The sequence below is a fragment of the Amycolatopsis benzoatilytica AK 16/65 genome (genome assembly GCF_000383915.1).
Taxonomy (GTDB): Bacteria; Actinomycetota; Actinomycetes; order Mycobacteriales; family Pseudonocardiaceae; genus Amycolatopsis; species Amycolatopsis benzoatilytica.
This window is the reverse complement of sequence record NZ_KB912942.1, coordinates 2,034,929-2,047,564: the sequence shown is the minus strand read 5'-3', so window position 1 is coordinate 2,047,564 and position 12,636 is coordinate 2,034,929. Positions and strand designations below refer to the sequence as shown.

Here is a 12,636-nt window from a genome sequence, read left to right as displayed (position 1 = left end):
ACCCACCCGTGACTGCACTGACCGACGTGGCCGCCGGCGCCGCGACCGCCCCCGAACCCCCCACCCCGCTCGGACGCGGCTCGCGCAAGTCGTTGCGAGAGCGCTTTCCCGGCCTCGCCCTGCCCGCGCTGATCTGGTACGCGGTGTTCATGATCGGCCCGGTCGTGGCGATGATCGTGATCGGCTTCCTGGCGTGGCCGGGCATGCTCGCCAAGCCCGGCTTCGCGGGCCTGGAGAATTTCAAGCGCGTCTTCGCCGACGAGAAATTCTGGTCCGCGGCCGGGAACTCCGCGCTCCAGATCGTCGTCGGCCTGCCCGTCATGATGGTACTGGCGTTCCTGCTCGCGTTCTACGTGGTGCAGAAGCCGCGGGGCCACAAGGTGCTGCGCTACTTGCTCTTCATCCCCGCGCTCATCTCCGCACCCGCGACCGCGATGGTCTTCTACGCGATGCTGAACCCGGACGGTCTCCTCAACGGCGTGCTGCGCCCGCTCGGTTTCGACGGCACCGCTTGGCTCGCCGACCCCTCGACCGCGCTCGGCGCGATCGTCGCGGTCGAGCTCTGGAGCGGCATCGGCTACTCGGCTGTGCTCATCGCGTCCCGGCTCGACAGCGTCGACGCCGAGATCGTGCAGGCCGCACGCATCGACGGCGCGGGAGACTGGCGCATCGCGTGGGGCATGTACTGGCCCATCGCCCGCGACTTCATCGGGGTCGTGACGATGCTGCAGTTCCTGTCGATGCTGTTCAACTCGGCCCAGACCGTGCTGCTGCTGACCCAAGGCGGGCCCGGCACGTCGACGACCACGCTGTCCTACCTCGTCTACCGCAAGGCCTTCGTCGAAACCGATCTCGGCTACAGCCAAGCGGTCGGCATCGTCCTGTTCGTGCTCGGCCTGCTGGGCATGGGCGCGATCCGCCGGGTGCTCCGCGCGACCCACTGACCCGCCCCCAAGGAGTCCACCATGGCCCGGACCGCCCTCCGCCCGCTGCGCGACCGCTTCGGCTCGATCACCAGCGGCACGCTCGCCTGGATTTACGCCGCCTTGCTGATCGTGCCCTTCTACTACTTCATCGTCTCGTCGTTCAAGTCGAACGACGAGATCTTCGGATCGCCCCTGGCGCTGCCCAGAGCGTGGGACTTCGCGAACTTCACCGCCGCGATCGGCCAAGCCGACCTCGTTCTCGCGGTCGCGAACTCGGTGCTGACCACCGTCGGCGCGCTGGTGCTGACGCTGCTGCTCGCCCTGCCCGCCGCGTTCGCGCTCGCGCGCTCGACGGGCCGGCTCGGCAAGCTCGTCGAGAACGTCTTCGCGCTCGGCTTCCTCATCCCGTCGTTCGCCGCGCTGTTCCCCACCTTCCTGCTCGCGGCGGCACTCGGGCTCTTCCACAGCCGCACGTTCGTGGTGTTCCTGCTGCCGGCCACCGCCTTGCCGCTGTCGATCGTGATCCTCACGTCCTTCATGCGCACGATCCCGCGCGAGCTCGAAGAAGCGGCCTCGATGGACGGCGCGTCGACGTTTCAGGTGCTGCGACAGGTCTATCTGCCCATCTGCGTGCCCGGCATCGCGACCGTGCTGCTGCTGAACTTCCTGTCGTTCTGGAACGCCTACCTCTACCCGCTCATCCTCACCGGGCCCGACACCGCGCAACGCACGATCCAGGTCGCGTTGCCGACACTCAAGGTCGACGCGGGCACCGACTACGGCGTCTTGATGGCGGGCACGCTGTTCACGCTGCTGCCGGTGTACCTCGTCTATACGATCCTGCAGCGCCAGATGCAACGTGCGCTCGTTTCCGGGGCGGTCAAGGGATGATCTCCGCGTCCTCGCTCTCGCTGCGGAGCCGGATCGGCCAGGTCAACCAGCGCCTCAAAGGCTGGGAAGCGCTGCGCTGGGTCGACGGCGCCCCGCGCGTCACCGACGTCCTGCGGCGCGAAGTCGACCGCTTCGGCGGGATCGGCGCGATCTACGGGGTGCTGCGTGCCGACCCGTGGTCGGCCGTCCACTGGCACAACGGCGTCCCGCCCGAACGCAGCGCGGAAGCCTACGCGGCCATACAGGACTACGTCGCGCACAACGGCGACGGCCTCCCGGTGCTGTTCGTGGAGGAAGCCCCGCACGGTCTCCAAGCCCTCGGCGCGACGACCCTGCCGGTCAACCTCGCGCTCGGCGCGGGCATGGACGTCAGCCTCACCGAAGAGCTCGCGGCCGCGGTCGCCGCGGAAGCGCGGTCCCGTGGTACGCACGTTGTGCTGGTGTCAGGTCTCGACGTCCTGCGCGACGCTCGCTGGGGACGCGCGGAGGAATGCTTCGGGGAGGACCCCGCGCTCGCGGCGATGCTCTTCGCCGCGACCGTGCGCGGTATGCAGGGCAGCTCGACCGGAACCGGGCCAATCGGTGCCGGAAACGTCGCCGTCGTCGCCAAGCACCTCGCCGCCCAGGGCGCGGGAATCGGCGGCCGCAACGGTTCCGGCGCCCCGATCGGGCCCCGGGAACTCGGCGAGATCCACCTTCGGCCCGCGTATGCCGCGGCCCGCTGCGGGGTCGCCGGGTACATGGCCGCCTACAACGACATCGACGGCGTGCCGTGCACCGCGAACCGAGAGCTGTTGACGGGCAAGCTCCGCGAGGAGTGGGCCTGGGACGGCATCGTGATGGCCGACGGCACCGCGATCGACCGCCTCCGCGACAGCTCGCCCGACCCCGCCGCGGCCGCTGCCTTGGCCCTGCGCGCGGGCGTCGACCTGAGCCTGTGGGACGAGGCGTTCACCCACCTCGGGTCGGCCCTCGACCGCGGGCTCGCCGACGAACGCGACCTCGACCGCGCCGTCGACCGGGTGCTCGCGCTCAAACGCCGCGTCGGGTTGTTCGGCGAGCAGGCGGTGGCTTCGCCGCCCGCTCGGGACGTCGCCGCTCTCGTCGACCGGGCCGCCCGTCAAGCCGTCGTGCTCGTGCACGACCGCGGTGTTCTGCCGCTTGACCCCACCGCCACGATCGCGCTCATCGGCCCCAACGCCGACGACCTCGACGCGCAGCTCGGCGACTACAGCCCGCCGCGGCCCGCCGACGACCCGGCCGCGTCGACCGTGCGCTCCGCGCTCGGTGATCGGGCGCTGTATACGCCGGGCTCACGCGTGCGCGATGCTCTCGGCCAAGACGCGCTCACGGCCGTGGACAAGGTCATCGCGCAGGCCGACGTCTGCGTGCTCGTGCTCGGGGGCACCAGCCGCCGGGGCTACGACGACGAGTTCGCCGACAACGGCGCGGTCGAAGGCCCCGCACCCGATACGACCAATGGCGAAGGCGTCGACCTCGCGTCGATCGCGCTGCCCGAACCGCAGCTCGAACTCGCGCGACGGGCCAGAGCGAGTGGCAAGCCGGTCGCCGCCGTCGTCATCGACGGGCGGCCGCGAGCGCTCACTGAGCTGGCCGAGCTCGCCGACGCGCTGCTCGTCGTGCCGTTTCCCGGCCCGAGCGGCGGTGCCGCGATCGCGAGCGCGTTGTTCGAGGGCACGGCCTCGGGGAGGCTGCCGGTGTCGTTTCCCGTGGCCGACGGCGTCTTCCCGGTCGCGCACGACGAGCGTCTGGAGACAGCGCGGGGCTACGTCGACCACAAGCACCCGGTGGGAATTCCCTTCGGCAGCGGTGCATCGCTTTCGGCCAGGGTGAGCCAAACCGGATGCGCCATCTCGGCATCCGAGCTCAGCAATGGAGGCGCGATACCCGTCAGAGTGGACATCACCAATACCGGTGCCGCGGCGTCCGTCGCCGTGCCGCTCTACGGCCGTCGGCACGAACTCGGCCTGCGGCCACGCCGCCGCAGCCTCCTGACCGTAAAGCGAGTGCTGTGCCCGCCGGGCGAGACGACGATCGAATTCGAACTGGGCCTCGACGAGCTCGGTTCGTGGGCGACCGGGCGACCGGGCGACCGGTCGCCGTCCCGGCGGAGGTCGACGTCTGGAGCACCGGCGAGACCGGCCACGCCCTGCGAGTGCGCGTCACCGACCAGGACGGAACGACGCCGTGGCAACGGTGAGCGAGACGATCGGGTTCGCCGCGGCCCGCGTGCGCGCCGCGGCCGGCGACCGGATCGGCGACCTCGTCGAAGCCGCGTTGCTGCGCACCCTCCGCGACACCATCACGATCGGCGACGACGGCAGCGCGTTCGTCATCACCGGCGACATCCCGGCCATGTGGCTGCGCGACTCGACCACGCAGCTGACGCCCTACCTGCGGTTCCTCGCCGAGTGCCCGCCGCTGGCCGAGCTTGTCGCCGCCGTCGTGCGCCGGCAGTTCGCGTGCCTCGACCACGACTCCTACGCCAACGCGTTCAACGACGGGCCGACCGGTGCCCGCTACGAGCCCGGAGACGTATGCGACGACCCGTACGTCTGGGAGCAGAAGTACGAGGTCGACAGCCTCGCCTACCCGGTCGCCCTAGCCCATGCGCTGTGGCGGAAGACCGGCTCGGCCGACGTGTTCGACGCTCGTGTCCACCGCGTGCTGGCGACGATCGTCGCGCAACTGCGCTTGGAGCAACGGCACGACGACTCGCCGTACCGCTTCGAGCGGCCGGGCGCGATCCCGACCGAGACACTCGCGCGCGAAGGCCGCGGCACACCGGTCGCCTTCACTGGCATGACGTGGAGCGGATTCCGGCCCTCCGACGACGCCTGCACCTACGGCTACAACATCCCCGCGAACCTGTTCGCCGCGCAGGCGTTACGGGCGATCACCGAAATCGCCGACAACGTCTACGCCGATCCCGCCCTCGCCGCGGACGCCCGCACGCTGTCCGGAGAACTCGTCGACGGCGTCGAGGAGCACGGCATTGTCGATGGCGTTTACGCCTACGAAGTCGACGGCCTCGGCGGGGTGCTCCGCATGGACGACGCGAACACGCCGTCCCTGCTCTCGCTGCCGCTCGTCGCGCCAGACGTCGTCGACGCCGAGGTGTGGCGGGCGACGCGCGCATTCGTCCTCGGCGACGGCAACCCGTACTACTTCCGCGGCAGTGCGGCGAGCGGAATCGGCAGCCCGCACACCAAACCCGGCCGTGTGTGGCCGATCGCCCTCGCCGTCGAAGGCCTGACTGGAACCCCGGCGGACCGGCGGCGGTTGCTGCAGCTCATCGCCGACACCGACGCGGGTACCGGCCGGGTGCACGAAAGCTTCGACGCCTCGGACCCGACGTCGTTCTCGAGACCGTGGTTTTCGTGGGCGGACTCGATGTTCTGCGAGCTGGCGCTCGCCGTCGCCGACGATGAGGAGAACGGATTCCCGGCGTAGCCATCGTGGTTCGGGGACGTCTCTTCGCCGGTTCAATGCTTTCGGTCGGCACCTTCCCGGCGGCATCGGACAGTTTGCTTCAGCGCCGCGCAGGCGATTCCGGTGACCAAGCCGGGCCACTGAGGGTTGAGCCGCCCGTGTCCCCGCTTTGAAGCAGCGGAGGGAACACCGGCCGCCGTGGACGTGACATTGGCCCCTTGTGACCGCGCCGGCGGTCGCGCACGGTCGGAGGCATGACAATCGGACGCGGGATCGCAGGCGTGGCCGGGATCGCCGTCGTGGCCTACTCGGCCGTGGTCCGCCCGAGGCTGTTGCGCTGGGGCGCCACCGACGCGGAGGTCACGCGACCGTACCCCGGTGCCGGGCTGATCCCCGACGGCAAGCGCGGCGCGACGATGGCGACCACCATCGACGCGCCGCCCGCGCAGGTCTGGCCATGGCTCGTCCAGCTGGGCGGCGATCGCGGCGGCTGGTACTCCTGGGATCGGCTGGACAACGCGTCTCGTCCCAGCGCCCGCGAGATCCACCCGGAGTGGCAGGAGCTGCGCGTCGGCGACTACGTGAAGTACCGGACCCGCCGCCACGGTCTGGTCGACGCCTGGCGGGTCGCCATGCTGGAACCAGGCCGGTTCCTCGGGCTGCACGGCTTGAGCGATCTTCGCGGGCGACGCCTCGATCCGCAGCAGCCACGCCCCGCCGCCTACACCGAAGGACTGTGGGGGTTCCAGCTCAACGCGCTGCCTGACGGGGCGACCCGGCTCGTCATCGGCGGGTACGAAGCATTCCGCCCACGGTGGCTCGCAGCCGCTGCCTCGTGGCTCTCTCCGGCCGTCGTCTGGATCATGCAGGCGCGCATGCTGGCAGTACTTCGGCGCACCGTCGAACAAGGCCGCGACGATCCGTTCGTCACGGCCGGCCCAGCCGGGCGCACCCCCGCCGGACCGGACGGAACGTCACCTTCGGTGCGCGGATGACCACGCCCCCTACCCTCATGCCGGCGGGGCAAGCGGCCGGCGCTGTCCTGCGCTCCCTGCCGGTGACCATCGGACTCATGGCGCGCCGCCGGATTCGCCTGCCACGTGACAACGTCGGGCTGCGAATACGTTTCGCCGACGGCACCGAAGCGCCGGTGTTCCGGGAAACCGTCATCACCCGTCCGCCTCCGCCCGAACCCTGCATCCTCGTGGTCGCATTCGAGCTGCGCGTGGTTCGCGGCCGAGGACATGCGCTGTTCCGCCGGGAAAGCCTGCTCAACACCGTGCTGTTCGCGGGATTTCCCGGGCTGGTCTCGAAACTGTGGCTCGCCGACGACGAGCAGGGACGGTACCGCGGCCTGTACGAATGGGATGGCGCCGCCTCCGCGGAAGCGTACGCACGTGCGCTCTGGCGGGTGCTCGCCCTGGTCAGCCGGCCGGACTCGATCGGCTACCACCTCGTGCCAGGGCTCGACCGGCTCGCCCTGTTCGACGGATGCCGCCGCGAGGACCGCGCCGAGCACCAGTCCGGGTGGTGGCTGCCGACCCAAGTGGATCCGCCCGCACGGTAGCCCGCTGGCCCGAGCCACGCCGGGGGTCCGGACGCAGGAACTATTCCAGCCATGCCTTCTCTGCCACGCCACAGCCTTCGACGTGCCAGGGCGTTGTGCCACACCGCCGCGAACAAGATCTCTGCCGCGGTGAGCCGGGCTCCGGCGGCTAGCGGTCTGCGCTTTCGGCGACCGCGTCGTCGATCCGTGTCAGCCGGGCCCGAATGTCCGCGAAGTGCTCAGTCATCGCGGTCCGGGCGTGCCGCGGGTCCGCCGCGCGCAGCGCCGCGACGATCGCGCGGTGCTGTTCGGCGGTGTGTGCGACGTTCTGCGCGTCCGTCGGCAGCGTGAGTGCGGACTCGGCAGCGTGGTAGGAGTCCCAGAACAGGTCCACCAGCTGACCCACCAGCGGATTGGCCAGGCCGCCGTACAAGGTGCGGTGGAACTCGCGGTCCACCTCCGGGTCGAGCGCTGTCCGGACCATTTCGTCGCACAGCTCGTCCAGCCGCGCGAGGGTCTCCGCGCTCAGCGCGCCCGCCAGCACGTCCATCGTGCCGACCTCGACCAGTTCGCGGATGTCGACCAGGTTGAGCAGTCCTCCGGCTCCCCCGTCGGCCAGGGTCCGGAACACGAGCGACGGCGCGAGCACTGCCAGCGAACCTTCCCCGACGAAGGTGCCGTGCCCGTGCCGGATTTCGACGATGCCCAGCGCGCGCAGGCCGCGAATCGCTTCCCGGACGGTGTTGCGCGAAACCTCGAGACGGTCGATGAGCTCCAGTTCGGTGGGCATCGGGTCGCCGGGGCGCAAGCCCTGCTCCCGGATCAGCCGCAGGATCTCGGCGGCGAGCGGATCGCCGCTGGCCGGACGCGGCTTGCCGGCCGTGACTCGGGTCATCGCAACCTCTCTTCCGGAAGAAGCCCTTTACTTCGGGCTGGGCGTGTGCCTACCCTACCCCACAACATTGGACGTCCAACGTCCAACCTTGAGTGGCCGGTCCTGGAGGAGCAATGACGCACACCGAGGTACCCGCGCGGTGGTACCGCCAGATCGACCGCAGCCAGTGGAAGGCGTTCGCCGCCGCGTGGCTCGGCTACCTGCTCGACGGATTCGACTTCGTGCTCATCACGCTGGTGCTGACCGAGGTCAAGGACACCTTCCAGCTGAGCACCGCGGAAGGCGCCGCGCTGATCTCGGCCGCTTTCGTCTCGCGCTGGGTCGGCGGCCTGGTGATCGGCGCGCTCGGCGACCGCTACGGCAGGCGGAGCGCGATGATCACTTCGATCGTGCTCTTCTCCGCCGGCACCCTCGTCTGCGGCCTCGCGCCGTCCTACGGCGTGCTGTTCGCGGCCCGGCTGGTCATCGGCCTCGGCATGGCCGGCGAGTATGGCGCCAGCTCCACCTACGTGATCGAATCCTGGCCGCAGCACCTGCGCAACAAAGCCAGCGGGTTCCTCATCTCCGGCTACTCGATCGGCACGGTCGTAGCCGCAGGCGCCTACGCGCTGGTGGTACCCGCCTGGGGCTGGCGCGCCCTGTTCTGGATCGGCCTGGCCCCGATCGCGGTGGCGGTGTGGTTGCGCCGAAGCCTGCCCGAAGCCCGAGACTGGGCCGAGGCGGAGAAAACCGGCGAGCCGACCGTGCTCGACCTCCTCTTCCGCGGCCGCCGCGCACCCGTGAATCTGGCGCTCGCCGCCGTCGCGCTGACCTCGCTGGTGCTGATTTTCACGCATATCGCGGATTCGGCCGCCCTGGTGATTCCGCTCGCGGCGGTGACCGCCGCGGTGTTCGTCGCCTACATCGTGCAGTTCTCCGGCAGGCGCTGGCCGACCGGAATCACCGTGATGGTCATCGTGTTCTGCGCGTTCCTCTACTCGTGGCCGATCCAGTCGCTGCTGCCCACCTACCTCAAGACCAGCCTCGGCTACAGCCCCGCGCACACCAGCACGGTCCTGTTCTTCGCCGGCTTCGGCGCGGCCGTCGGATGCTGGGTGGCCGGCTTCACCGGCGACCGCTTCGGCACCGCCCGGGCGTACTGGGTCAGCCTGCTGATCTCCCAGGTGCTGATCTTCCCGGTGTTCGCGCTCGGCGGACGGCAGCTCGTCCTGCTCGGAGTGCTGCTGTTCCTGCAGCAGGTGTTCGGCCAGGGAATCTCCGGGCTGCTTCCGAAGTGGATCGCCGGGTACTTCGATGTCCGCCACCGCGCGGCGGGTCTCGGCTTCACCTACAACGTCGGCGCGCTCGGCGGGGCCGTCGCCCCGGTGCTCGGCGCGAGCCTGGCCACCCGCATGCCGCTGGGGACCGCGCTGGCCGTGCTGTCGTTCTCGCTCACCTTCGTCGTGCTGATCCTCATCGCGATCGACGCCCCGACCCGGATGCAGCGGCTGCTGCGCCCGGACGCGGCCTGGACCACCGACGCCGTCGACGGCCGGACCCGTTCCGCCGCCGCGGCCGCCCACTGAACCGCCCGCTCTCGAACCGCGAGGAAACTCTGTGATCACCGCACCGCTGCGCGGCGTCGTGCCGCCGGTCTGCACCCCGCTCACCGCCGACTTCGAGGTCGACGTGCCGTCGCTGGAACGGCTTCTCGACCACCTGCTCGACGCCGAAGTCGACGGAGTCTTCGTGCTCGGCTCCACCAGCGAAGTCGCGTTCCTGCCCGACGCACACCGGCGCACCGTGCTGGAAACCGCCGTGGCCCACGTCGCCGGGCAGGTGCCAGTGCTGGCCGGCGCCATCGACATGACGACGCTGCGCGTGCTCGGCCAGGTGCAGACGGCGGCAGCTGCGGGCTGCGACGGCGTCGTCGTCACCGCACCCTTCTACACCCGCACCCATCCGGCCGAGATCGACCGCCACTTCCGGCTGGTCGCCCAGCACAGCCCAGTTCCGGTTTTCGCTTACGACCTCCCGGTTTCAGTGCACACGAAGCTGCCCGCCGACCTCCTGCCCGCCTGGGCCGCCGACGGCGTCCTGGCCGGGCTCAAGGATTCCAGCGGCGACGAGTCCGCCATGCGCATGGCGGCCCTCGCGACCCGGGACACCGCACCGGCGTTCAGCATCCTCACCGGTTCGGAGACCACAGTGGACACCGCACTGCGGATGGGCGCGCACGGAGTGGTGCCGGGCCTGGGCAACGTCGACCCGCACGGCTACGTGCGCCTCTACCGGCAGTGCGCGGCCGGCGAATGGGACGCGGCGGCCAAGGAACAGGAACGGCTGATCCGGCTGTTCGACCTCGTCAACGCCGGGTCAACCGACCGGATGGGCCGCGGTTCGTCCGCGCTCGGCGCTTTCAAGGCGGCGTTGCATCTGCTCGGCGTCATCGGCGACGCGGTGACCGCTCCCCCGCAGATTCCGTTGGACGCCAGCGAAATCGAGTACGTCCGGACCTGTCTCGCCGAGAGCGGCCTGCTGTGACGCGGACCGTCGGCGTCGACATCGGCGGCACGAAGATCGCCGCCGGACTCGTCGACGCGGGTGCCGTCGTGCGGATCCTGCGGCGGCCCACGCCTGCCGAAGGGGCCGCCGCAGTGCTCGACACAGTGGCGGCGATGCTGTGCGAGCTGGCCGAGCCGTTCTCGGCGATCGGCGTCGGCTCGCCCGGCATCGTCCGCGACGGAACGGTCGTGTCGGCAACGGAGGTCGTGCCCGGCTGGGCGGGGGCGCCTGTCCGCGATCGGCTGTCCGAGCAGTTCGGTGTGCCGGTGGTAGTCGACAACGACGTACGCGCGATGGCGTACGGCGAATCCCGCCAGAGCACCGGGCGCGGAGACGGGCTCGTGTTGTACGTGGCGGTCGGCACCGGACTCGGCGGTGCCCTGACCCGTGACGGCGCCCTGGTCCACGGTCAGCACGGGAGCGCCGGGGAGGTAGCGCATTTGCTCACCCCGACGCGCGGGGCGAAGCCATGCGGCTGCGGCCGCCTCGACCACCTCGAGGCAGTCTCCGCCGGGCCCGCCATCGCCGCCGCGTACGCAGCCCGGGCCGCCGGAGAACCCGTGTCTCTCCCAGAGGTGGCGACGCGGATGCGGGCCGGCGACCCGCTCGCCGGCTCGGTCGTGACGGAGGCGGGCCACACGATGGGCCGGGTGCTGGGCGGGTTCGTGACGGCCGCCGACATCGACGCGGTGGTCCTCGGCGGAGGCGCTGCCCTCGGTCTCGGCGGGCCGTTAGTCCACGCGGTCGCCGAGGCCCTGCACGCGGAAGTGCGTCCGCAGGGCCGGCCGCTGCCGGTGCGATCCGCACTTCTCGGCCCGGAAGCCCCGGTCATCGGCGCCGCCTTGCTGGCGCTGCAGGAAGGAACAGTGCGATGCGATTGACGCTGGAAGAATTCGTCGGCACGATCGACGGCCGGTTGATCGTTTCGTGCCAGGCGCCGACCGGGCATCCGTTGCGGGACACCCCGACGATCGTCCGGATGGCACAGGCCGCTGCCCGCGGCGGTGCCGTGGCGATCCGATGCGGAGGCGTAGGCGGCGTGCCGGATGTGGCCGCCGTGTGCGAAGCAGTCGACGTCCCGGTGCTCGGGCTCACCAAGGACGGCACGGAAGGCGTCTACATCACGCCGACGGTGGCCGCCGCGCGCGCCGTGATCGATGCGGGTGCGGCGGTCGTAGCCAGCGATGGCACCCGGCGACCTCGCCCGGACGGATCGGACTTCGCCGACATCGTCACCGCGGCGCACGAGCGAGGCAGGCTCGTGCTCGCCGACGTGTCCACCGCCGAAGAAGGCATAGCGGCAGCCGCCGCCGGGGCGGACTTGATCGCGACGACGCTTTCCGGGTACACCGCCGACTCCCCGCAGCAGAACGGACCTGATCTGGCACTGGTCGCGGCGTTGCGAAAGGCATTGCCGGACAAGCCGATCATCGCCGAAGGCCGCTACCACGCCCCGGAGGCGGCAGCAGCCGCGCTGGCCGACGGAGCCACCGCGGTAGTCGTCGGCACTGCGATCACCGACCCGGCGTGGCTGACCGCCCGCTTCGCCGCGGCAACGACCGCTAGACAGTAGCCATCCGCACGGGGACTGCGAATCCCGGCGGAATTGACCGGCCCGGACGATCCGGCGCCCCATCGCGATGCCGGGCCGGAACGGGCCACCAGCCAGGCCCGGCACAGCGACGTTTCCGCCCGGCCGGCTGCCTCATCCCGGTTGGCGGCGCGGCATCGCGGCCGGCTTCCGCGGCTGCCCGGCGGATCGCCGAGTACCTACCTGAACCCGCCCCTCGGCCGCAACAGCGAAGGCATCAGCAACCTCGACCCGACGCCGCTGTTCCCCTTCGGGCACGGCTTGTCCTACACCACGTTCGCCTACTCGGACCTCGAGTTGAGTGCACCGGAGATACCGACCGACGGCGAGCTGTCCATTTCGGTCACCGTGCGCAATACGGGCGGACGCGCCGCGGACGAGACCGTGCAGCTGTACCTCAGCGACGTGCAGGCCCAGGTCACCCGCCCGGTGCTGGAGCTGGCGGGCTTCACCCGGGTATCGCTGGCGGCCGGCCGAAGTGCCCGGGTCACCTTCGCCCTGCACGCCGACCGCACCGCCTTCACCGGCCTCGACCTCCGCAGGATCGTCGAGCCCGGCACGATCGACGTTCTGGTCGGCCCGTCCTCCGGCGACCTGCCTTGTTCCGCGTCGTTCGACCTGGTCGGCCCGGTCCGCGAAGCCGGCTCCGACCGGGTCCTCGTCACCCCGGCATCGGTCGCTCCGCTCGCGCGGTGAACCGAGTGCGGGCGCCCGCCCGGCAGTCCGCTTTACGGCGGAACTGCCGTGAAGGACCCCTTGCCGGACTCAGATTCCCTCAAGGGGCCCTTCA

12 protein-coding genes and 1 pseudogene are annotated in these 12,636 nt (G+C 70.8%); 12 read left to right on the top strand and 1 reads right to left on the bottom strand.

Annotated features, from left to right (window positions below):
• The first annotated feature begins 8 nt into the window (after positions 1-8).
• From AMYBE_RS0109695 to AMYBE_RS0109660, 7 genes and pseudogenes are all read left to right on the top strand, one after another.
• Entirely contained in the window at positions 9-944 is a 936-nt protein-coding gene (locus tag AMYBE_RS0109695) for a carbohydrate ABC transporter permease (RefSeq protein ID WP_020659173.1), read from the top strand.
• Positions 945-965: 21 nt separating this feature from the next.
• Positions 966-1,817 (top strand): carbohydrate ABC transporter permease, encoded by an 852-nt coding sequence (locus tag AMYBE_RS0109690; RefSeq protein ID WP_020659172.1) that lies wholly within the window; start codon positions 966-968, stop codon positions 1,815-1,817.
• Positions 1,814-3,541 (top strand): annotated as a pseudogene (locus tag AMYBE_RS41325) (glycoside hydrolase family 3 protein); the annotation flags it as partial. The gene AMYBE_RS0109690 and the pseudogene AMYBE_RS41325, both read left to right, overlap by 4 nt.
• A gap of 365 nt (positions 3,542-3,906) precedes the next feature.
• Positions 3,907-4,038 carry a hypothetical protein gene (locus AMYBE_RS46630; RefSeq protein ID WP_020659169.1) on the top strand — a complete coding sequence of 44 codons (132 nt, stop codon included), beginning with the start codon at positions 3,907-3,909 and terminating at the stop codon, positions 4,036-4,038.
• Positions 4,035-5,291, top strand: coding sequence for a glycoside hydrolase family 125 protein (locus AMYBE_RS0109670; RefSeq protein ID WP_020659168.1), 1,257 nt, complete (start codon positions 4,035-4,037; stop codon positions 5,289-5,291). Before AMYBE_RS46630 ends, AMYBE_RS0109670 begins: the two co-directional genes overlap by 4 nt.
• A 233-nt stretch (positions 5,292-5,524) precedes the next feature.
• Positions 5,525-6,265, top strand: a complete 741-nt coding sequence (locus AMYBE_RS0109665; protein WP_211226809.1) for a hypothetical protein — start codon at positions 5,525-5,527, stop codon at positions 6,263-6,265.
• A complete protein-coding gene (locus tag AMYBE_RS0109660) occupies positions 6,262-6,837 on the top strand; it encodes a hypothetical protein (protein ID WP_034286891.1) in 576 nt (191 codons plus the stop codon). Before AMYBE_RS0109665 ends, AMYBE_RS0109660 begins: the two co-directional genes overlap by 4 nt.
• 148 nt (positions 6,838-6,985) lie before the next feature.
• Here AMYBE_RS0109660 and AMYBE_RS0109655 read toward each other — a convergent pair whose 3' ends face one another.
• A complete protein-coding gene (locus tag AMYBE_RS0109655; protein WP_020659165.1) occupies positions 6,986-7,711 on the bottom strand; it encodes a FadR/GntR family transcriptional regulator in 726 nt (241 codons plus the stop codon).
• 113 nt (positions 7,712-7,824) lie between these two features.
• Here AMYBE_RS0109655 and AMYBE_RS0109650 point away from each other — a divergent pair, with 113 nt between their 5' ends.
• From AMYBE_RS0109650 to AMYBE_RS0109630, 5 genes are read left to right on the top strand one after another with little or no spacing between them, the layout of a single operon-like run.
• A complete protein-coding gene (locus tag AMYBE_RS0109650; RefSeq protein WP_020659164.1) occupies positions 7,825-9,276 on the top strand; it encodes an MFS transporter in 1,452 nt (483 codons plus the stop codon).
• Positions 9,277-9,307: 31 nt separating this feature from the next.
• Positions 9,308-10,234: a dihydrodipicolinate synthase family protein gene (locus AMYBE_RS0109645; RefSeq protein ID WP_020659163.1), complete on the top strand. Its 927-nt coding sequence runs from the start codon at positions 9,308-9,310 to the stop codon at positions 10,232-10,234.
• Positions 10,231-11,136 (top strand): ROK family protein, encoded by a 906-nt coding sequence (locus tag AMYBE_RS0109640; RefSeq protein WP_020659162.1) that lies wholly within the window; start codon positions 10,231-10,233, stop codon positions 11,134-11,136. Before AMYBE_RS0109645 ends, AMYBE_RS0109640 begins: the two co-directional genes overlap by 4 nt.
• Positions 11,127-11,828, top strand: a complete 702-nt coding sequence (locus tag AMYBE_RS0109635) for an N-acetylmannosamine-6-phosphate 2-epimerase (RefSeq protein ID WP_020659161.1) — start codon at positions 11,127-11,129, stop codon at positions 11,826-11,828. Before AMYBE_RS0109640 ends, AMYBE_RS0109635 begins: the two co-directional genes overlap by 10 nt.
• Positions 11,829-11,861: 33 nt before the next feature.
• Entirely contained in the window at positions 11,862-12,542 is a 681-nt protein-coding gene (locus tag AMYBE_RS0109630; RefSeq protein ID WP_020659160.1) for a fibronectin type III-like domain-contianing protein, read from the top strand.
• The last annotated feature ends 94 nt before the right edge of the window (positions 12,543-12,636 follow it).

What these genes read in the sequence shown, in the direction of transcription:
- AMYBE_RS0109655 (WP_020659165.1), bottom strand. Translation starts at nt 7,711, where the DNA reads ATGACCCGAGTCACGGCCGGCAAGCCGCGTCCGGCCAGCGGCGATCCG.
- AMYBE_RS0109665 (WP_211226809.1), top strand. Translation starts at nt 5,525, where the DNA reads ATGACAATCGGACGCGGGATCGCAGGCGTGGCCGGGATCGCCGTCGTG.
- AMYBE_RS0109635 (WP_020659161.1), top strand. Translation starts at nt 11,127, where the DNA reads ATGCGATTGACGCTGGAAGAATTCGTCGGCACGATCGACGGCCGGTTG.
- AMYBE_RS0109650 (WP_020659164.1), top strand. Translation starts at nt 7,825, where the DNA reads ATGACGCACACCGAGGTACCCGCGCGGTGGTACCGCCAGATCGACCGC.
- AMYBE_RS0109690 (WP_020659172.1), top strand. Translation starts at nt 966, where the DNA reads ATGGCCCGGACCGCCCTCCGCCCGCTGCGCGACCGCTTCGGCTCGATC.
- AMYBE_RS0109660 (WP_034286891.1), top strand. Translation starts at nt 6,262, where the DNA reads ATGACCACGCCCCCTACCCTCATGCCGGCGGGGCAAGCGGCCGGCGCT.